At 67.5% G+C, this 18,327-nt stretch carries 21 protein-coding genes and 1 tRNA gene; 8 read left to right on the forward strand and 14 right to left on the reverse strand.

Annotated elements, in window-relative coordinates; translation table 11 throughout:
• The first annotated feature begins 141 nt into the window (after window positions 1-141).
• Entirely contained in the window at window positions 142-1,959 is a 1,818-nt protein-coding gene (recQ, locus tag I4U41_RS04655; protein WP_206859942.1) for a DNA helicase RecQ, read from the forward strand.
• 18 nt (window positions 1,960-1,977) lie between these two features.
• Here recQ and I4U41_RS04660 read toward each other — a convergent pair whose 3' ends face one another.
• Complete coding sequence (locus I4U41_RS04660; protein ID WP_206859943.1) at window positions 1,978-2,379, reverse strand: GtrA family protein; 402 nt, start codon at window positions 2,377-2,379, stop codon at window positions 1,978-1,980.
• Window positions 2,380-2,480: 101 nt separating this feature from the next.
• On the opposite strand from I4U41_RS04660, the gene I4U41_RS04665 reads away from it, so the two are divergent.
• Window positions 2,481-2,885, forward strand: coding sequence for a GFA family protein (locus I4U41_RS04665; RefSeq protein WP_206859944.1), 405 nt, complete (start codon window positions 2,481-2,483; stop codon window positions 2,883-2,885).
• A gap of 15 nt (window positions 2,886-2,900) precedes the next feature.
• Complete coding sequence (locus I4U41_RS04670) at window positions 2,901-3,362, forward strand: GFA family protein (RefSeq protein WP_206859945.1); 462 nt, start codon at window positions 2,901-2,903, stop codon at window positions 3,360-3,362.
• On the opposite strand, the gene I4U41_RS04675 is transcribed toward I4U41_RS04670, so the two are convergent.
• On the reverse strand, window positions 3,346-4,923 hold the full coding sequence (locus I4U41_RS04675; RefSeq protein ID WP_206859946.1) for a glycosyltransferase 87 family protein: 1,578 nt from the start codon (window positions 4,921-4,923) through the stop codon (window positions 3,346-3,348). The two genes, I4U41_RS04670 and I4U41_RS04675, sit on opposite strands and share 17 nt — an antisense overlap.
• A gap of 736 nt (window positions 4,924-5,659) precedes the next feature.
• On the opposite strand from I4U41_RS04675, the gene I4U41_RS04680 reads away from it, so the two are divergent.
• The 3 genes from I4U41_RS04680 (at window position 5,660) to I4U41_RS04690 (ending at window position 6,998) form a co-directional block, all read left to right on the forward strand.
• On the forward strand, window positions 5,660-6,049 hold the full coding sequence (locus tag I4U41_RS04680; protein ID WP_206859947.1) for a hypothetical protein: 390 nt from the start codon (window positions 5,660-5,662) through the stop codon (window positions 6,047-6,049).
• Between the two features lie 154 nt (window positions 6,050-6,203).
• Entirely contained in the window at window positions 6,204-6,623 is a 420-nt protein-coding gene (locus I4U41_RS04685; protein WP_206859948.1) for a hypothetical protein, read from the forward strand.
• A gap of 102 nt (window positions 6,624-6,725) precedes the next feature.
• On the forward strand, window positions 6,726-6,998 hold the full coding sequence (locus I4U41_RS04690; protein WP_206859949.1) for an HU family DNA-binding protein: 273 nt from the start codon (window positions 6,726-6,728) through the stop codon (window positions 6,996-6,998).
• 162 nt (window positions 6,999-7,160) lie between these two features.
• On the opposite strand, the gene I4U41_RS04695 is transcribed toward I4U41_RS04690, so the two are convergent.
• Entirely contained in the window at window positions 7,161-7,844 is a 684-nt protein-coding gene (locus tag I4U41_RS04695) for a hypothetical protein (protein WP_206859950.1), read from the reverse strand.
• Between the two features lie 622 nt (window positions 7,845-8,466).
• Between I4U41_RS04695 and I4U41_RS18505 the strand changes: the two genes are divergently transcribed.
• Window positions 8,467-8,811 (forward strand): excalibur calcium-binding domain-containing protein, encoded by a 345-nt coding sequence (locus I4U41_RS18505; protein ID WP_305061841.1) that lies wholly within the window; start codon window positions 8,467-8,469, stop codon window positions 8,809-8,811.
• Between the two features lie 253 nt (window positions 8,812-9,064).
• Window positions 9,065-9,811, forward strand: coding sequence for a TonB family protein (locus I4U41_RS04710; protein ID WP_206859951.1), 747 nt, complete (start codon window positions 9,065-9,067; stop codon window positions 9,809-9,811).
• Between the two features lie 141 nt (window positions 9,812-9,952).
• Here I4U41_RS04710 and I4U41_RS04715 read toward each other — a convergent pair.
• From I4U41_RS04715 to ruvB, 11 genes are all read right to left on the reverse strand, one after another.
• Window positions 9,953-10,028 (reverse strand) — tRNA-Lys (locus I4U41_RS04715).
• Window positions 10,029-10,150: 122 nt separating this feature from the next.
• On the reverse strand, window positions 10,151-10,849 hold the full coding sequence (gene queC / locus I4U41_RS04720; RefSeq protein WP_206859952.1) for a 7-cyano-7-deazaguanine synthase QueC: 699 nt from the start codon (window positions 10,847-10,849) through the stop codon (window positions 10,151-10,153).
• Between the two features lie 25 nt (window positions 10,850-10,874).
• The gene (queE, locus tag I4U41_RS04725) at window positions 10,875-11,552 is read right to left on the reverse strand and encodes a 7-carboxy-7-deazaguanine synthase QueE (protein ID WP_206859953.1); all 678 of its coding nucleotides are present in this window, start codon (window positions 11,550-11,552) and stop codon (window positions 10,875-10,877) included.
• A 17-nt stretch (window positions 11,553-11,569) separates the two neighbouring features.
• Window positions 11,570-12,373 (reverse strand): tol-pal system protein YbgF, encoded by an 804-nt coding sequence (gene ybgF, locus I4U41_RS04730; protein ID WP_206860408.1) that lies wholly within the window; start codon window positions 12,371-12,373, stop codon window positions 11,570-11,572.
• Window positions 12,374-12,382: 9 nt separating this feature from the next.
• Window positions 12,383-12,892 (reverse strand): peptidoglycan-associated lipoprotein Pal, encoded by a 510-nt coding sequence (gene pal / locus I4U41_RS04735; protein WP_206859954.1) that lies wholly within the window; start codon window positions 12,890-12,892, stop codon window positions 12,383-12,385.
• Window positions 12,893-12,967: 75 nt separating this feature from the next.
• The gene (gene tolB, locus I4U41_RS04740; protein WP_206859955.1) at window positions 12,968-14,284 is read right to left on the reverse strand and encodes a Tol-Pal system beta propeller repeat protein TolB; all 1,317 of its coding nucleotides are present in this window, start codon (window positions 14,282-14,284) and stop codon (window positions 12,968-12,970) included.
• Between the two features lie 166 nt (window positions 14,285-14,450).
• The gene (locus I4U41_RS04745; RefSeq protein WP_206859956.1) at window positions 14,451-15,422 is read right to left on the reverse strand and encodes a cell envelope integrity TolA family protein; all 972 of its coding nucleotides are present in this window, start codon (window positions 15,420-15,422) and stop codon (window positions 14,451-14,453) included.
• Window positions 15,422-15,883, reverse strand: a complete 462-nt coding sequence (tolR, locus tag I4U41_RS04750; RefSeq protein WP_206859957.1) for a protein TolR — start codon at window positions 15,881-15,883, stop codon at window positions 15,422-15,424. The genes I4U41_RS04745 and tolR overlap by 1 nt, the downstream gene beginning before the upstream one ends.
• 92 nt (window positions 15,884-15,975) lie before the next feature.
• Window positions 15,976-16,761, reverse strand: coding sequence for a protein TolQ (gene tolQ, locus I4U41_RS04755; RefSeq protein WP_206859958.1), 786 nt, complete (start codon window positions 16,759-16,761; stop codon window positions 15,976-15,978).
• An 88-nt stretch (window positions 16,762-16,849) separates the two neighbouring features.
• The gene (gene ybgC / locus I4U41_RS04760) at window positions 16,850-17,290 is read right to left on the reverse strand and encodes a tol-pal system-associated acyl-CoA thioesterase (protein ID WP_320415139.1); all 441 of its coding nucleotides are present in this window, start codon (window positions 17,288-17,290) and stop codon (window positions 16,850-16,852) included.
• Window positions 17,287-18,315: a Holliday junction branch migration DNA helicase RuvB gene (gene ruvB, locus I4U41_RS04765; protein ID WP_206859959.1), complete on the reverse strand. Its 1,029-nt coding sequence runs from the start codon at window positions 18,313-18,315 to the stop codon at window positions 17,287-17,289. Before ruvB ends, ybgC begins: the two co-directional genes overlap by 4 nt.
• Between the last annotated feature and the right edge of the window lie 12 nt (window positions 18,316-18,327).

The raw sequence follows: 18,327 nt of genomic DNA on the forward strand, positions 1-18,327 counted from the left end.
CGCCTGAGGTTTCAAGGTTCCGCCCCTCTCCCGTCCGCGGGAGAGGGATCCTGGCGGCAGGACGCAGGACGAGGCGCCTTCCGACCGTTCTTCCCGCAGTTTCCTGACAGCTCTGCCCGCGTCGCCCGGTAAACTGGCGGCATGTCAGACCCCGCACTCGATCTGCTCCGCCGCGTGTTCGGCCACCCCGGCTTCCGCGGCGAACAACGGCAGATCGTCGAACACGTCACCGGCGGTGGCGATGCCCTCGTCCTCATGCCCACCGGCGGCGGCAAGTCGCTGTGCTACCAGCTGCCCGCGTTGCTGCGCGAAGGCTGCGCGCTGGTCGTCTCGCCGCTGATCGCGCTGATGCAGGACCAGGTCGAGGCGCTGCGCCAGCTCGGCGTGCGCGCCGCGTACCTCAACTCCACGCTCGATGCGGAGGAATCCGCGCGGATCGAGCGCGAGCTCCTGTCCGGCGAACTGGACCTGCTCTACGTCGCACCCGAGCGGCTGCTGACCCAGCGCTTCCTTTCGCTGCTGGACCGCGCGCGACTGGCGCTGTTCGCCATCGACGAGGCGCACTGCGTCTCGCAATGGGGCCACGATTTCCGCCCGGAATACCGCCAGCTCACCGTCCTGCACGAGCGCTGGCCGGACATCCCGCGCATCGCGCTGACCGCCACGGCCGACGCGCCGACGCGGCGCGAAATCGCCGAACGCCTGAACCTGGAAGACGCGCGCCAGTTCGTCAGCTCGTTCGACCGTCCGAACCTGCGCTACCGCATCGTGCACAAGGACGGCGGCGGCGTGCGCCAGCTGCTGGATTTCCTCGACGGTCATCGCGGCGAAAGCGGCATCGTCTACGCCTTCTCGCGCAAGCGCGTGGAAACCGTCGCCGAGCAGCTCCAGGCCGCCGGCCTCAACGCCCTGCCCTACCACGCCGGCATGGACGCATCGCTGCGCGCGCAGAACCAGCGGCGTTTCCTGCAGCAGGACGGCATCGTGATGGTGGCGACGATCGCCTTCGGCATGGGCATCGACAAGCCGGACGTACGATTCGTGGCGCACGTCGACCTGCCCAAATCCATCGAGGGCTACTACCAGGAAACCGGCCGCGCCGGCCGCGACGGCGAGGCAGCCGAAGCCTGGCTGAGCTACGGCCTGGGCGACGTGGTCAACCTGCGGCAACTGATCCAGCAGGGCGAAGCCGGCGAGGAACGCAAGCGCCTGGAACTTCGCAAGCTCGACGCGTTGCTGGGCTACTGCGAATCCACGCAATGCCGGCGGCAGGCGCTGCTGGGCTGGTTCGGCGAAGCGCACGGCGGCGCCTGCGGCAATTGCGACAACTGCCTGGACCCGCCGCGCAGCTGGGACGGCACGCAGGCCGCGCGCAAGGGGCTGTCGTGCGTGTACCGCACCGGGCAGCGCTTCGGCGCCGGGCATGTCATCGACGTGCTTCGCGGCGTGGCGACCGACAAGGTGAAGCAGTGGGGCCATGAACGCCTGAGCACCTGGTCGATCGGCAGCGATCTCGACGAGCGCCAGTGGCGCGGCGTGTTTCGCCAGCTCGTCGCCGGCGGACTGCTCGAAGCCGACGTCGAGCACCACGGCGCGCTGCGCCTCACCACGCTGAGCGGGCCGGTCCTGCGCGGCGAAGTCGAACTGCGCTTCCGCCATGAACCCGAGAAGCCCGCGCGCGGTCGCCGCACGCGTGGCGGCTCGGCCGGCACGGCAATGGTGGTGGACCTGGATCCGGAATCGCAGGTGCGTTTCGACGCGCTGCGCGAGTGGCGCTCCAGCACCGCGCGCGAACAGAACGTGCCGGCGTATGTGATCTTCCACGACAGCACATTGCGTGCCATCGCGCAGGCCGCGCCGGAAGACCTCGACGAGCTCTCGCGCGTGCCGGGCATCGGGGCGAGCAAGCTCGATCGCTACGGCGAGGCGGTGCTGCAGCAGTTGTTCGATGCCGCCTGAGCGAGCGGCCGGCGGCGATCAGCCCGGGGTCCGGCTGGAGCGCCTGAACACCCACCACTTCGCGCTGGCGAAATTGAGGCACATGCCCAAACCCGACCCCACTGCGACCGCCAGCAGCGGCACCCACGCGGCCCTCGGCAGCAGCAGGACGGTCACGGTGTAGGCGGCCAGGTTCGCCACGCCCCCGGCCGACATCGCCAGCAGATAGCGCCACCACTCCGCCCAGGCCGACCCGCGACGCCCGCCGGCGAAGGTGAAGCGGCGATTGATCCGCCAGGTCGTCCACACCGCCAGCAGGAACGAGCACGCGCGACCGGCGAAATAACCGGCCCCGAGCGCAAGCGCGGCGTACAGAGCCGTGGCGTCGACCACGAACCCGATCGCGCCTGCGACGGCGAAGCGGACGATTTCCCGTTTCATCCGTGCAATTGCAGGCGCGCGCTCCGGGCTCCCTCGCGCGGCCCACACACCCGCCCCGCTAGCCTCAAAACCTCCGCCACGTCAGGGTCGTGGAGGCCGGCATGGGAATGTCCATCGAAGGCGGTTGCCTGTGCGGAGCGGTCCGGTATCGCGCCACGGCGCCGCCGGTGTCGCGAAGCATCTGCCATTGCCGCAGCTGCCGGAAGGCGAGCGGCGCGCCTTCCGTCGCCTGGTCGACCTTCCACGTCAACAGTTTCGTCTTCACCCGCGGCCTGCCGGTGCGTTACCGCTCATCGAAGGAAGTGATGCGCACGTTCTGCGGCATCTGCGGCACGCAACTGAGCTACCGGCACGACGACGACGTGGACAGCATCGACATCACCACCGCGACGCTCGACGCACCCGAACAGTTCCCGCCGACCAAGGAAATCTGGATCGAGCACAAACTGCCGTGGGAACGCGCCAACGAAGCAATGCGGCATTACCCGCGCACGAGCGCGGGCTGACACGGGAGCGACAGGATGCCGGAGCTCGGCAGTTTCGAAGGCGGCTGCCTGTGCGGCGCGATCCGCTATCGCGCTACGGCCGAACCGCTGCGGGGGGTGATCTGTCATTGCGAGCCCTGCCGCCGCCACTCCGGCGCGCCGGCGCTGGCGTTCGTGCACTTCCCCGGTACTGCCTTCGAATGGATCGGCGCGGCGCCGGCGTGGTTCCAGTCTTCCGCGCACGCGCAGCGCGCCTTCTGCCCGCGATGCGGGAGCACGCTGGGGATGCGCGAGGACGTACTCGCCGATCGCGTGCAGGTCTGCGTGGGCAGCCTCGACGACCCCTCCCGCGTACGCATCGACGACCACGTGTGGACGCGCTCGCGCGTGCCATGGTTCGACACGACCGACCGGCTGCCGCGTTTCGAACGCAGCAGCGCGGCGGTGGCGAGCCTGGCGGAGGATGGAAATCCGCCCGGAATCAGCGGCAGTTCGTGACGACCGGGCCGGTCCTGGCGACCGGGCAAAGCTCCAGCGGCGTCAGGCTGTCGGCAACGGGCGCGCACGTGCCGCGTCGCTCCAGTCCGTATCGCGCCAGATGCCCCGTGGCCGGATCGGTCCCTGCCGGTTGCAGGAGGAACATCGGCCCGGCATGGGACTGGACGGTCGAGACGACCTTCGACTGGAACTTCGTGCATGCATCGGGCTGGATGAATCCGTTGCCGATCGCCACCGCGGGAACCGATGCAGGCAGGAACGCCGCGGCATGGCCGATGGGTTCGTTGGTGTCGAGCAGCACCAGCGCATCGGCCGGCATCGCCGGGAATTCGACCGAGACCATCGGCGAAGCGAACTTCTGCCGCCACCAGCTCGGACGATTGGTCGCGGCGATCATCACCAGCGAGCACGCCACCAGCGCGACGATCCAGCGCTTCCGCGTGAGCGGAATTTCCGAAAGGAACCCGACGATGAGCAGCGAGAAGAGCAGTTCGAGCGGAAGCGCATAGCGGTAGATGCCGTAACCGCACACCCACAGCGCATACGAGACTGCGCAGAACGCGAGGATCGGAGCGAGCGGGCCTCGCTTTCCGCCGCCCGGATCGATCGCACCGCGCCGGCCGCGCCAGGTCGCCACGGCGATGGCGATGAGCGCGAGCCATCCCAGGAAAAGGCGCGGATCGGCGAGATTCACTTCGGAAAAGTGCTTGCTGTTGCGCAGGAGCCTGAGCGGCGCAAGCAGCGCATCGCCCGCGCCCTGCGGCAGGAAGCGCGTGTCGTTCCATGCCTGCGGCAGCGCGTAGGGCGAATGGAACCAGTGGTTGAAGTACGGGAACAGCGGGTTCTCGTAGAGCGACCACATCGTCCACATCCACGGCCCGGCGAATAGTAGGGTCGCGGCGACGCCGCCGATCCCGAGCGCCACGATCCGCATGGGCAACTGACGCACGGGCCCCGCGAAGCAGGCCGCGGCAATGAAGCCGAGCGCATAGATCGCCGCCGTCAGCTTGAGGCCCACCGCGGCGCCAACGACCAGCCCGATCGGCAGCCACGTGGCGAACACGCCGCGACGGCCGTCCGATGAAACCATCCACCACAGCGAGCCGATCACGGCGGCGGCCACCGGCGCATCGTTCAACGTGGTTCCAGTGACGCTCCAGAAGCCCGCGCCCGAGATCGCGACGATGCCGGCGGCCAGCGTCCGCTGCCAACTGGTGCGGGCGGGCCACAGCGTATCCAGCAGGCGCAGGCCGAAGAAGAGCGCGATCGCGCTGAACGCCGCCAACCAGATCGACACCAGCCAGCCCGGCGCACCGGCGCGAACGGCCAGCGCCATCGGCAGGTCCAGCGTCGGGTTGTGCCAGGACTGGAGCTGCGCCGGCGCCACGTCGACGAGCATGCGTCCGTCGATCCAGGCGATGGCGTTGTAGAGGTGATAGTTGCGCAGGTCCCAGTTCGCGTCCTGCCCCTGGAAAATCACGGCGAACGCGACAAGCGCGATGCTGACGAGCGCCGCCGTACGGGTGGAAGCGTTCGCGTCTGAAGGAAATGGGCGATCCATTGCGGTCGAATCCGGTGGGCGTTGGCAGTGCTTGTCCCACGGGAACGCGCGCATTCCGTGGGACGAACGAGGGGGAAGTGCCGGTGCGTCCCGGCGGTCACAGGATATCGCCTTCGGTTGCGGTCCCGTCATGTCGGGCCACTTCGCTTGCGCGTGGCCGGCAGCCTCAGGCGTCGTCAGCGCCTGGCAGCGGCACCGCGATCTACCACCGCCAACAATCGCAGGAATCAATGCGGAATTTTCAGCCCGTTCCCTGCTGGCGGGGAGCCGACATGCTCAGGATCAACTGAGCGCATTGGACATGCCGCACGAACGATGTGCGGACCTTGTTATCTCCTAGTACGCGAGATGTCATTGCAGGAATTTTCTGAGTGAGCGCATCGCGTCCGGTCGCCGTGGAAGGCATCCATTCCTCCCGCCAGATCACCGCCGCAAGGGCCTTTTTCCCGCCACCGCGCGTACGAAACCGGGAGTTGCGGGCCGCTCCTCACGCGCAGCCCTGATGAGAAAACTTCGCGTTGCCGATCTTCACGATGGCGAAAAATGCTTAGACCCGTCGCAACACACGGGAATCGAGATGGAAAGCCGCCTGGAACGGAATCGATCGGGAAGCTGCGCGCACGGAGAACGAGCGCTGCGCCGATGCTTCACGGTGTCACTGCCGCACGTATCGAATCGCGCGGGACCGAATGGCGTCCGGCGCGACATGCGCACCTTGCGGAAGGACGCCTGACCGATGCCCACGCCCATCAACCGTGGCGCAGGCTGGATCATCTACGAAGACGACGTTTCCTTCGGCGGACCGTGCCGGCTGATGTCGTTGTTGCCGGCGCATCGCAGCGTGGCGTCGGTGGCGCGGTACGCCGAGCAGGTCTACGTCGATCGCCATGCGACGCTGGAGGAGCGTTTCCAGTACCGGCGCAAGCCGCAGGATTCGCGCTATTCGGCCAAGACCGATCCGCGCCACGGCGGCATCTACGTCGGGCACTCGCCGCGGTTCGTCGGCGTGTATGCGCAGAGGATCGTGTCGCATGCGAGCGTGCTCGAGTTCTGGTACCGCATCGCCACCGACCGCGGAACGCCCGGGCCGATCTTCGAGTGCCGGATGTTGCGGCTCCCCGTCTGAACGCACGACATGCGTGACACCGGGGGCAATGGCGCGGCGACTGCTCTTCGTCGGCGAACGCGTCGTCCGGTGCGCGCGCGGTGCGTGCGCGGATCAAGAATGCGTCTCGAAAGGTGGCGCCGCGCACGTTCGTTGGACAGAACGTGCCAACGGCTTGATCGAACAGAGAGTCGACGCCATGGACCAGAGCGCGGGCTGGGTGATCTACGAAGACTATGGTGGCCACGATGCGCCGCGCCGGCTGCTGTCGGTGCTGCCGGCGCACAAGAGCTACGCCGCCGTCGCGCGCGTCATGGAGCAGATGTACGCCGAGCGGTTCGCGTTGATGGACGAGCCCGTCCCGACCGGCCGGCGCCCTCGCCGCCCGCGTTTCATGGCGCAGAAGGACGCGCTATACGGGGCGATCTACGTCGGCCACCTGCCGGTGTACATCGGCACCTACGCGCACCGGATGCGGGTGAACGGGGCGACGCTGGAGTTCTGGTACCGCATTTCGACCCGCGGCGACCCGTGCCGGCCCGTCTTCGAGGACCGCCACCAGCTGCTCTCGATCGTCTGGAACACCACGCCCTGATCCGGGGTCTGATCCGGTCCGGCGCCCCGGCCGACGGGCCGCGGACATGAGACATCCCCGGCTTGCCTGTATGCTACGCGGCCCTTCCAAGCAGGAATCCGCATGAACAAGGCACAGCTGGTCGAATCGATCGCCGAGCGCTCGCAGCTCACCAAGTCCCAGGCCGAGGCGGCGCTCAACGCGCTGGTCGAATCCGTGACCGAGACCCTGAAGAACGGCGAAGCGGTCACGCTGGTCGGCTTCGGCACCTTCGAGGCGCGCAACCGCGCCGGCCGCACCGGCCGCAATCCGAAGACGGGCGAGGACATCGTGATCCCGGCGACGATCGTGCCGGCCTTCAAGCCGGGCAAGGCCCTGAAGGACGCGCTGAAGTAAGCGCTTCGACGGTGCGCGTGGCTGCCTGGGCGGTCACGCGCGCCGGGTTTCACCCGACGCGCCGATGCGCGTCGATGCAGGCGGCCATACCGCCTTGAGGACGTCGGGGCGCGAACCGCGCCACGATGCCCTGAGCCCGCTCGTTGGCGGGCACGCTCGCAGTCATCCCTCGATGCCGACGAGGCCTAGATCCTTCGCGACCTGACCCGCGCACTCCGCGCCGATGGCGGTCGCCGCTTCCACGACTTTCGCGTATTCGTCCGCCTGCCATTCGGGCAGCGGGCGCACCTGCTGAAACTGGCCCGTGCAGGTCGTCCTGCCGGCCTTCTTGCCTTCCGGCGTCTTCATCGACACGTCGATCGCGTACGCCAGGTGGTAGTCGTCCTTGAACATGCCCTCGTACTCCAGCGTCCACACCTTCTGCTGGACCTGCACGCGATAGCCCACCGCGGCGTCGGCGGCGTGCACGGGCACGCCGATCTCGGCCAGGCGCTGCTGCAACGCGTCCTGCATGACCGGCGCCGGACCAAGCAGGCCGACGCGCTGGTGACCGTAGTCGTCGATGGCCTGCTGGGTCAGGTTTCCGGCCTGCTGCGCGATCTCCAGCGCATCCTGCGGATTGCTCGCGCCGCTGCCCATGGCATTGCCTACCAGCATGCCGATGCCGAAGGCCGCCATGCGCTGGCCCTTGGTCTTCACGGCCACGTTCTTGGCGCCCTTGACGGGCTCGAACGTGATGCCGCCGGCGCGCAGCGCATCGATGGATACCGCCTCGGCAGCCGCGGCCTGCGTGCTGCAGACGGCGAGTGCGAGCGAGAGGAGGCAGGCGGTGGTTTTCTTGTTCATTTGCATGGGTCGATCAGGTTGGTTGGAAAGGACACAGCGTTCGGCTGTCGGGATGGATGGATATGTTTGAGGGGCATCAGCGCAGACGCGCCCGCAATCCGCGTCGGGCGATGCAGCACGGGTGGCGGGTTCGTGGGTACGTCGCGGTCGCGCGCTTCGGTTCGCATGCGTCGCTCTTGCGCTGACGTCAGCGTTCGCATCAGTGTCGGGGGCGCGGGCAATCCACACGCCATTGGGACCCAGCTGTGCAAACCACATCCCTGTCGATCGAGCCACGTAGATCCTTCTCCTGCATCGGACGCGCAGGGTATTCCTGGCGCCACACAGCACGAGTGATCGGGTCACCGGCTGTCGGATACTCCTGAGATCGGCCGCAGATCGGGATACTTGAGGTCTTCAAGTGCGGGCGCGCTCTGAGGCCGCTGCGTCGCGTGCGAGCAAGCGATCACATGCAAGCGCATGTCGCCATGAGCAACGCTGCTTGAAACCAACTGAAGAAAGATGCGGCGCGCCGAAGCTTCATCTGATCGCCTCATTATGTGACGCGACGCGCAATTTGTTGACAGCTGTTCGCTCCGGCACTGATGATCAGCGCAGGGAGTCAGGACGCGACGGGGGCTGCATGCGCGCGACTTGTCGTTTTGCCGTGATCGTCTATTTGATCGCATCCAGCAGCGCGTTCGCGCACGGAGGCGGCCTTGATAAGGACGGTTGCCACACCAATCGCAAGACCGGCGACTATCACTGTCATCGCGGTGGCGGTAGTTCATCAAACCATTCGCCCAACATTCCGACGAACAACCTGCAGCCAACTCGCAGGGCGCCGGCGCGAACAAACGCATTTGCCAACTGCCCGGAAGCGCGAGCAGCTGGAGCAGCGCCTGTATACCGGGGCGAGCCTGGCTATGGGCCACATCTGGACCGCGACGGCGACGGCGTTGGCTGCGAACCCTATCGCGGCCGATAGGGCACGAGAAAGTAGTCCAACTGCACTACGACCCTTAGGGGCAAGGGAAGTGCGAAGGTTCATCCTTGACCAGAACGCCCAGAACAACGTCGTCCACGACACCGGCACTGGCTGCGCGTATATGCCAGCGCCCGCAAATCAAATCGATCGCATGGCGTCGCACGCGTGAATGTCTCGCTTGAACCGTTTGACGCTCGACGCACCGGCCTGGGCCGGCTCAAAATTGGACCTCTATAGCGTCTGAGATTCGTCCATGGCCCGATTCCCGGCTGCATGCGCCCTTCTGGTTTTCATGCCGATGGCCGGGCTCGCGGCGGCCAAAGCCGGTACTGCCACGGCTGTCAGTATCGAGATTTCCCAGGGCACATTCGACGGCACCGGATTCGACGCTACGACTCGGAATCCTGACCTTGGCAAGCGCTATCACGCGGCTCTCGCCGAAGCGGTTCGTCGGATATGGCCCGACATGGGGCAAGAAGAATCCACTTCATGTGAGATGCATTTGCGGCAGCTCCCAGGTGGCACAGTGCTAGGTGTCGACTTTGGCCCTGCTTGCGGTTTCAGCAGTCAGCTCAAGGCGGAGATCTACAAGGCCATTCAACGGACCTCGCCGCTGCCCTACCCGGGTTACGAGGCCGTGTTCAATCGTCTATTGACCGTGCGCATCACGGTTGGCAGGGATGCACATTCGACGGAGAGCCACACGTCTCCTGGGCAGAATGGCTATTTCGATCCTGTCATTGTCTATCGGGTTACGCCGGTGTATCCGGACCGCGCCGCAGCCCAAGGCATCGGCGGAACCGTCAGGGTTGAACTGACGGTGGGCGAAGATGGCAAGGTAAAGGCGGTGCAGATCCTGAAATCGTCTCGCCAGGAATCCCTGGACGCCGCGGCGCGCGAAGCCTGTCTGCAGTGGATGTTCCAGCCGGCGATGCTGGACGGAAAGGCCGTTGAGTCGCGCTGGACTGACGAACTCGTGTTCGCACCTTCGTCCTTGTGATCAGTGGCTGATGGTGTCGACGCCGGAGCGCCGACTGGCGGCCCCCGATGACGAATTACGGAGTCAATTACGGACGTGACGGAGTTAACTACGGCCGTGGCAGTTTCTCGCCAGATGAGCTGCTTAACTGCCTGATCGATATGGTGGGCCGTGATGGATTCGAACCATCGACCAGCGGATTAAAAGTCCGATGCTCTACCGACTGAGCTAACGGCCCACTTTGACGTTCGGCGCGGGCGATGCCCGGGCGCGAACCCGGCGTCGCGCCGGGGCGTGCATTCTAACGCAGGGCGCCGTGACGGTGCAGGCGGCGTGCGTCGCACGCGGGGCGAATGCGGTTCAGACGTAGCGCGTGGGATCGGCGACGCCCGCGGCGGCGAAACCCTCGGCGCGCAGGCGGCACGCGTCGCAGTGGCCGCAGGCGCGGCCATCGTCGTCGGCCTGGTAGCACGAGACGGTCTGCGCGAAATCCACGCCCAGGCGCACGCCTTCGCGCACGATGTCGGCCTTGCTCATGAACTGCAGCGGCGCGTGCACGCGGATGCCCGCGCCTTCCACGCCGGCTTTCGTGGCGAGATTGGCGAGTTTCTCGAAGGCTTCGACGAACTCGGGCCGGCAATCGGGATATCCCGAATAGTCCACCGCGTTGACGCCACAGAAGAGGTCGTTCGCGCCCAGCACTTCGGCCCAGCCCAGCGCGACCGACAACATGATCGTGTTCCGAGCGGGCACGTAGGTGACGGGAATCGCATCTTTCGGCGCGTCCTGCCCGACGGCGTGGCCGTCGGCGTCGGTCGGCACGGTGATCGCCTCGTCCGTCAGCGCCGAGCCGCCGATGCTGCGCAGGTCGACATTGACGGTCTTGTGCGCGACGGCACCGAGTGAGTCGGCGACGCGCTGCGCGGCATCGAGTTCGGACGTATGGCGCTGGCCGTAGCGCACGCTCAGCGCATGCACGGCGAAGCCCTGCGCGCGGGCGATGGCGACGACGACGGCGGAATCCATCCCGCCCGAAACCAGGACGACGGCTTTCTTCATGGCGTTTCCTCAAGGACGAGCGGGCTCAGCGGCCGGGCTCGTCGTTCCACAGGATCTTGTGCAGTTGCAGCTGGAAGCGGACCGGCAGGCGATCGGCGACGATCCAGTCGGCCAGGTCGCTCGGCTTGATCTGCGCGAAGCTCGGCGAGAACAGCACGTCGCAGACCTCGGTCAGGCGGTGCTGCGCGACGATGTCCTTCGCCCAGTCGTAATCCTCGCGCGAGCAGACGACGAACTTCACCTGGTCGTGCGGCGTCAGCAGCGGCAGGTTCGACCACAGGTTGCGATGCACCTCCATCGAACCCGGCGTCTTGATGTCGAGCACGCGCGAGACGCGCGGATCGACCTCGGCGATGTCGATCGCGCCGGAGGTTTCCAGCGACACCTCCAGGCCTGCGTCGCACAGCCGTTTCAGCAGACCGATGCAGCGCTTCTGCGACAGCGGCTCGCCGCCGGTCACGCAGACGTGGCGCGCGCCGAGGCGAGCGACCTCGGCCAGGATGTCGTCGATCTGCCACCACTCCCCGCCGTGGAAGGCGTAGGCGGTGTCGCAGTATTGGCAGCGCAGCGGACAGCCAGTCAGGCGGACGAATACGGTGGGCCAGCCGATCGAGCGGGCCTCGCCCTGCAGGGACAGGAAGATTTCGGTGATGCGCAGCCGGTCGGGCGATGCGACGGCCGCATCGAGGGGGACGGCGTTCATCCCGCTATTTTAGCGGATCAGCGCAGGCGTCCGAGCTGGATCGCGTTGAGGCGGTCGCTCGCGGTTCGGGCGGCGTCGGTGCCGGGGTACTTGTTCGACACGTCGGCCAGGGTGCGCTCGGCGGCCTCGACCTGCTTCTGGTTGAACTGCGACAGGCCGATCTTGAGCATCGCGCCCGGGGCCTTGTCGTGGGTCGGGTAGCGGTCCAGCAGCGACTGGAACTGCACCTGGGCCATCTGGTAGTTCTGGGTGACGTAGTAGCTCTCGCCCAGCCAGTACAGCGCGTTGGGCGTGTAGGCGCCTTCGGGGTGGGTCTCGATGAAGCTCTGGAACAGGCGGGCGGACTCGACGTAATCGCCGGTCTTCAGGGCGTTGAAGGCGGCGTCGTAAGCGACGCGCTCGTCGGCGCTCTTCGCCAGGGCGCCCTTGTCGCCGTAGACCGCCGGTGGGCGGTCCTTGGCCGAAGCCGACGGCGCGGCGGGCTTGGTGCCCGCCGGCGCCGGCGTACCTTCGGGAGCGGGCGGAAGGACCGCGCCGCTCTCGAGCCGGTTGATGCGACCGTCCAGGTCCAGGTACTGGGCCTTGGAACTCTGCAGCAGCTGCTGGTTCTGCTGCTGCAGTTCCTCGACCTGCGAACGCAGGGACTGGATCTCGTTGCGCAGCTGGGTGACCTGGTTGAGCAGGTCGACGTTGCCCTGGTTGTTGGCCGCCTGCTGTTCGAGAACAGTCACGCGGTCGGCCAGGCTGGCGCGCTGTGCGGCGGCAGGCGCGGCGACCCCGAGGGCCGCCGCGAATGCCATGGCGAGTACGGTCGTGCGGATCATCGACGCTTACTTCGCGGTGTAGACGATCTCGACGCGGCGGTTCTTGGCCCAGCAGTCCTCGTTCGAGTCCGTGCAGACCGGGCGCTCTTCGCCGTAGGAGGTCACGGTGATCTGGCTGGCCGAACCGCCATTGGCCTGGATGGCCGACGACACGGCGTTGCCGCGGCGCTCGCCGAGGCCCAGGTTGTACTCGCGGCTGCCGCGCTCGTCGGCATGGCCTTCCAGCGTCATGCGCGAGGACGGACGGTCGCGCAGGTACTTGGCGTGGCAGCCGACGATGGCCTGGAACTCCGGACGCAGGGTGTCCTGGTCGAAGTCGAAGTAGACCACGCGCTGACGCAGGCAGGCGTCGGTGTCGAGGTCTTCGGGGCCGTAGACGCCCGAAGTGGCCGGCTGTTCGGTCTGGGCCGGCGGCGGGGTGGTTTCGGCCGGCGGGGTTTCCTTGACCTTCTTGGAGCAGGCCACGGCCGCGGTGCAGAGCACGGCAGCCAGCAGGATACGAGTGGTGTTATTCATGGTTGTTCCTCGTCGAAATCGGGCGTGTGACAGATCGGGGCAAACAGCTCTCAGCAATACACCGCTTTGTTTGTATCAACGCGGCAAACGGAACGGCCCCCAGGCCGGCTCACGCACGTCCCCATCCGCCAGCACCAGGCGCTGGCGCACCCGGCCGTCGGACGAAACTGCGTAGAGCACGCCCCGGCGGCCCTCGCGCGCAGCATAAAGGATCATTGCCCCATTGGGTGCAAAGCTCGGCGACTCATCGAGGGATCCGGGCGAAAGTGTGCTCCATCGCGCACCCCCGAGGCTGCTGTCCATCAGTGCGATGCGGTAGTTGTTGCCGCTGCCCTGGGCCGTGGCGATCTTCTTGCCGTCGAAGGACACGCTGGCGCTGGCGTTGTAGCTGCCCTGGAAGGTCACGCGCGTGGCGCTGCCGCCGCTCGACGGGACCGAGTAGATCTGCGGACGCCCGCCGCGGTCGGAGGTGAAGTAGATCGTGCTGCCGTCCGCGCTCCACGTCGGCTCGGTGTCGATCGCGAAGTGGTTGGTCAGCTGGGTCAGGTTCTTGCTGCCCAGGTCCATCACGTAGATCTCCGGATTACCCGTGCGCGACAGCGTCAGCGCGAGGCGACGACCGTCCGGCGAGAACGACGGCGCGCCATTGATGCCGCGGTACTTGGCGATCAGCTCGCGCGCGCCGGTGGAGATGTTCTGGATGTAGATCGACGAATTGCCGCCTTCGAAGCTGACGTAGGCCAGGCGGTTGCCGTCCGGGCTCCACGACGGCGACAGCAGCGGTTCGGGCGAACGCACCACCGTCTGCGGATTGAAGCCGTCCGAATCGGCGACCATCAGCGCGTACTGCGCACCGCGGCCGGAGCCGGTGGCGGTGACGTAGGCGATGCGGGTGAAGAACGCGCCGCGCACGCCGGTGATTTTCTCGTACACGGCGTCGGCGATCTGGTGCGCGACGTCGCGCATCGCGTTGGCGCGGGCGGTCAGCGCGAAGCCGAGCAGGCGCTGCTGCTTGGCAACGTCGAACAGTTCGTACTCGACGCGGAAGCTGCCGGCGCCTGCATCGAGCACGCGGCCCACGACGATGTAGTCCTGGTTGAGCGCGCGCCACGTCGGGTAGTTGATCTCGCCGCCGCGGGTCGGCTTCTCGACGATGTCGTTGACCGGCAACGGACGGAACTGGCCCGAACGCGCCAGGTCGGCGGTGACCACCTGGGCGACATCGGTCTGCGGGGCCGTCGCGCTGCCTTGGTAGGGCATCGGCACGACGACGATCGGCATGGCCGCGGCGTTGCCGCCGACGATGTCGATCTCCAGCCCTTGCTGGGCCAGGGCGGACAGGGGCAGCAGGAGGGCGAGCAGCGAGGCCAGCCAGGCGAGGGATCGTTTCATCGGCACTCCAGTCATCAATCCAGTCGGTCGTCGGATCGGCGCAGGTCAATCCGTTCAGCTTTGTAATTGTTAACGCCGGGAGGTGAACGCCGCCTCAAGCTGAACCCCGCCGCGCCGCGAACCGTCGCGGCCGGGCCCGCTTGGCGCCGGGCCACCGTCGGCGGCCTCAGCGATCCTGGGCCGTGAAGTTCAGCGTCAGGTTGCGGGCGAACACGGATTCGAAGCCGGCGTACGGCAAGGGCTGGGCCTTCAGGACCGCCGCCTCGATCGAACGCCGGCCCTGCTCGTCGTAAGCGCAGGGCGAGGACACTTCGGCGCTCATCACCTGTCCGCCCGGCAACTGGCGGATCAGCAGCGTGCAGCGCGCGCCGACCGGCACCGTCTCCGGGCGCGTCCACTTGGCGAGGATGGCTTCCTGCAACGCCGCGGCATAGCGGGCCTTGAGGCCGGTGTCCGTGCCGTTGTTGCCCGGCGGCGGGCTGGCGGCATCGCTGCCGCTGCTCGGCTCGGTCTCGGACGACTGGCGCGCGCGCACGTCGGCGATCTGGCGCAGGCGCTGCTCGGCGAGATTGGCCTCACGCGCGGCCTGCTCGCGCTTCTTGCGGATCTCGGCGAGCTTGCGTTCCCGCTCCTGCGCCTGTTGTTCGGCCAGGCGGCGCTGCTGCTCGACTTCCTGCTGGCGCTTCTGTTCGGTCAGGTCGACCTGTTCCTGCTTGCGCTTGAGCTCCTGCGCCTTCTTCTCTTCGGCCGGAGTCGGGGTCGGCGTTTCGACGACCGCTTCCTGGTTCTCGGTGTCGGGCACCGGGATGAAGTCCTGCGCTTCCTGCTGCGGCGGCGCGACGGCGTCCTGCGGCGCGGGTTCGGGCAGCGGCTGCGGCAGCGGCGCGACGTCTTCGGGTTCGGGCGGCGGCGGGATCTCCTCCTCGACCGGCTTCGGGCGATCGCGCAGCGTGCGCTGCATCGCCGGCGACAGCGCGTTGGCGTCGATAAGCTCGGCCGCCACGGGCGATCCAGCCACCGACACCGGCGCCGTGGAACGGGTCCACAGCAGGCCGATGAACATCAGGCCGAACAGCAGCGCGTGCAGCAGCAGCGCCGCGATGACCGCCTGCGTGGTGTCTGCGCGCGATTCCCGCATCAGCGGCGTCCCTGGGCGGCCTTCTGCGCGGCCTGGTCCGGCTGGCTCATCAGGCCGACCTTCTTGACGTTGGCGCCCTGCAGCAGCACCAGCGCGTCCATGACCTTCTGGTAATTGGCCTTGGCGTCGCCGGCGACGAAGACGGCCACGTCGGGATTCTGCGACACGATGCCGCGCACCTTCGCCTCGAGCGTCTGCGCCGACACGGCCTCGTTGCTGCCGGCCTTCACCGTCAGGAAGTAGTTGCCGGCGGCGTCGACGCTGACGATCACCGGATCCTTCTTCTCCTGGATCGACTTGGCGTTGGACTGCGGCAGGTCGATGTCCACGCCCAGGTTCAACAGGGGGGCGGTGACCATGAAGATGATGAGCAGCACGAGCATCACGTCGATGTACGGCACGACGTTGATCTCGGCCTTGAGCTTGCGCTTGCGATGGCGGCGCGCGGTGATTCCGGCCATGGGCTACCTCGGTTGGCCCGGCGCGTCAGCGACCAGGGCAAGAAGATTGAAGCGTCCGCACGCCCAGGTGCGGGTTCCTGCGGGGGCCCGCATCACGCCTCGTCGACCTGCCGTTGCAGGATCGAGGAGAACTCCTCGGAGAACGCGTCGTAACGCACCGCGATGCGCTCGACCTTGGTCGCGAAGCGGTTGTAGGCCCACACCGCCGGGATGGCCGCGAACAGGCCCATCGCGGTGGCGACCAGCGCCTCGGAGATGCCCGGCGCGACCGTGGCGATCGTCGCTTCCTTCATGTTCGCCAGGCCCTGGAACGAAATCATGATGCCCCACACCGTGCCGAACAGGCCGACGTACGGGCTGATCGAACCGACATTGGCGAGGAATTCGAGGTTGTGTTCCAGCCCGTCGATCTCGCGCGAACCGGTGGCGCGCATCGCACGCTGGGCGCCTTCCAGCTGCATGCGGCTGTCGGCGCCGCGACGCTGGCGCAGGCGGCTGAACTCGCGGAAGCCGGCTTCGAAGATCGCCTCCAGGCCGGAGATGTCGCGATTGCGCTCGGTGGCGCCGGCATAGAGCTTGGACAGCTCGGCGCCGGACCAGAAGCGCTCCTCGAAGTGGTCGGCCTCGCGCGCCGCGCGATCGAGCACGCGCTTCTTGCGGAAGATGATCACCCACGAGGCGATCGAACCGAACAGCAGCAGCAGCATCACCAGCTGCACCGGGATGCTCGCGTGCAGCACCAGGGTCAGCAGGTTGAGGCTGTTGTCGCCGGCGGCGCCGGCGGTCACGGCCTGCGCGGCGTTGGCCGCGGCGTTGGCGGCGTCTTCCGGAAGGGCCTCGACTGTCGTGGCCTGCAGCGCGGTCAGCAGTGGCGTCATGCTTGGTTCTCCGTGCCCGTCGAGCGGGACTGTCTGAACGTGTGTCTTTAACGTACGTATGTCGTTGCGGGGTCGATCCGGGACGCTCTCAGCGCGGCCGTTCGAGCGCCTTGAGCTCGTCCAGCAGCGGCGAGGGAATCCCGCGCGGGCGGAAGCCGCCGGCATCGAGCGCCGCCACGCGCACCTGCGCGGTCAGCAGCACCTCATCGCCACGGCGGACGGTCTGCGCGAACACCGCGCTCGCGCGGCGGCATTCGGTCAGTTCGACTTCCACCGCCAGCGCGTCGTCCAGGCGCGCCGGCTTGAGGAAATCGATCTGCATCGCGCGCACCGCGAACACCAGATCGTGCTCGCGCCGCAGCAGTTCCTGGCCGTAGCCGTGGGCGCGCATCCATTCGGTCCGGGCGCGCTCCATGAAAGCCAGGTACTGCGCGTGATAGACCACCCCACCCGCGTCGGTATCTTCCCAATAGACGCGTGTCGGCCAACTGAACGTCACCCCAACCGTCGGATCGATCGCCACGCTCACGCCCCCTCGAACAGTCCGCCCGTACCGGGCTTGGGCTTGAGGCCGATGTGGCGGTACGCCTTCGGCGTGGCCATGCGACCGCGTGCGGTGCGCACCAGAAAGCCCTGCTGGATCAGGTACGGTTCGATCACGTCCTCGATCGTGCCGCGCTCCTCGCTCAGCGCCGCGGCGAGCGATTCCACGCCGACCGGGCCGCCGTCGAAGGCATCGACGATGGTGTGCAGCAGGCGGCGGTCGAGTTCGTCGAAGCCTTCCGGATCGACCTTGAGCATCGCCATCGCCGCGTCCGCGACCTCGCGGGTGATCGACCCGCCCGCGCGCACCTGCGCGTAATCGCGCACGCGACGCAGCAGGCGGTTGGCGATGCGCGGCGTGCCGCGCGAGCGCCTGGCGATTTCCGCCGCGCCTTCCGCCTCGCACGCGATGCCCAGGATCTGCGCCGAGCGCCGCACGATGCGGGTCAGCTCCTCGGCGTTGTAGAACTCCAGCCGCTGCACGATGCCGAAGCGGTCGCGCAGCGGCGCGGTCAGCAGGCCGGCGCGCGTGGTCGCGCCGATCAGGGTGAACGGCGGCAGATCGAGCTTGATCGAGCGCGCGGCCGGGCCCTCGCCGATCATGATGTCGATCTGGTAGTCCTCCATCGCCGGATAGAGCACTTCCTCGATCGCCGGCGAAAGGCGGTGGATCTCGTCCACGAACAGCACGTCGTGCGGCTGCAGGTTGGTCAGCAGCGCGGCCAGGTCGCCGGCCTTCTCGATCACCGGACCCGAGGTCTGGCGCAGGTTCACGCCCAGTTCGTTGGCGATGACGTGGCTCAGCGTGGTCTTGCCCAGGCCCGGCGGCCCGAAGATCAGCACGTGGTCGAGCGCCTCGCCGCGCGCCTTGGCCGCCTCGATGTAGATCTTCATCTGCTCGCGCACCGGCTGCTGGCCGAGGTACTCGTCCAGGCGCTTGGGGCGGATCGAGGCCTCGATGGCCTCGTCCTCGCGCGTGGCGCCGGCGGCGATGATGCGTTGATCGTTCATTGAAGGCCGGGA

The sequence above is a fragment of the Lysobacter changpingensis genome (assembly GCF_017308985.1).
In the GTDB taxonomy this organism is placed as follows: Bacteria; Pseudomonadota; Gammaproteobacteria; order Xanthomonadales; family Xanthomonadaceae; genus Lysobacter_J; species Lysobacter_J changpingensis.

Coding starts and splice junctions, on each gene's coding strand:
- recQ (WP_206859942.1), top strand. CDS start 142: ATGTCAGACCCCGCACTCGATCTGCTCCGCCGCGTGTTCGGCCACCCC.
- I4U41_RS04660 (WP_206859943.1), bottom strand. CDS start 2,379: ATGAAACGGGAAATCGTCCGCTTCGCCGTCGCAGGCGCGATCGGGTTC.
- I4U41_RS04665 (WP_206859944.1), top strand. CDS start 2,481: ATGGGAATGTCCATCGAAGGCGGTTGCCTGTGCGGAGCGGTCCGGTAT.
- I4U41_RS04670 (WP_206859945.1), top strand. CDS start 2,901: ATGCCGGAGCTCGGCAGTTTCGAAGGCGGCTGCCTGTGCGGCGCGATC.
- I4U41_RS04675 (WP_206859946.1), bottom strand. CDS start 4,923: ATGGATCGCCCATTTCCTTCAGACGCGAACGCTTCCACCCGTACGGCG.
- I4U41_RS04680 (WP_206859947.1), top strand. CDS start 5,660: ATGCCCACGCCCATCAACCGTGGCGCAGGCTGGATCATCTACGAAGAC.
- I4U41_RS04690 (WP_206859949.1), top strand. CDS start 6,726: ATGAACAAGGCACAGCTGGTCGAATCGATCGCCGAGCGCTCGCAGCTC.
- I4U41_RS04695 (WP_206859950.1), bottom strand. CDS start 7,844: ATGAACAAGAAAACCACCGCCTGCCTCCTCTCGCTCGCACTCGCCGTC.
- I4U41_RS18505 (WP_305061841.1), top strand. CDS start 8,467: ATGCGCGCGACTTGTCGTTTTGCCGTGATCGTCTATTTGATCGCATCC.
- I4U41_RS04710 (WP_206859951.1), top strand. CDS start 9,065: ATGGCCCGATTCCCGGCTGCATGCGCCCTTCTGGTTTTCATGCCGATG.
- queC (WP_206859952.1), bottom strand. CDS start 10,849: ATGAAGAAAGCCGTCGTCCTGGTTTCGGGCGGGATGGATTCCGCCGTC.
- queE (WP_206859953.1), bottom strand. CDS start 11,552: ATGAACGCCGTCCCCCTCGATGCGGCCGTCGCATCGCCCGACCGGCTG.
- pal (WP_206859954.1), bottom strand. CDS start 12,892: ATGAATAACACCACTCGTATCCTGCTGGCTGCCGTGCTCTGCACCGCG.
- tolB (WP_206859955.1), bottom strand. CDS start 14,284: ATGAAACGATCCCTCGCCTGGCTGGCCTCGCTGCTCGCCCTCCTGCTG.
- I4U41_RS04745 (WP_206859956.1), bottom strand. CDS start 15,422: ATGCGGGAATCGCGCGCAGACACCACGCAGGCGGTCATCGCGGCGCTG.
- tolR (WP_206859957.1), bottom strand. CDS start 15,883: ATGGCCGGAATCACCGCGCGCCGCCATCGCAAGCGCAAGCTCAAGGCC.
- tolQ (WP_206859958.1), bottom strand. CDS start 16,761: ATGACGCCACTGCTGACCGCGCTGCAGGCCACGACAGTCGAGGCCCTT.
- ruvB (WP_206859959.1), bottom strand. CDS start 18,315: ATGAACGATCAACGCATCATCGCCGCCGGCGCCACGCGCGAGGACGAG.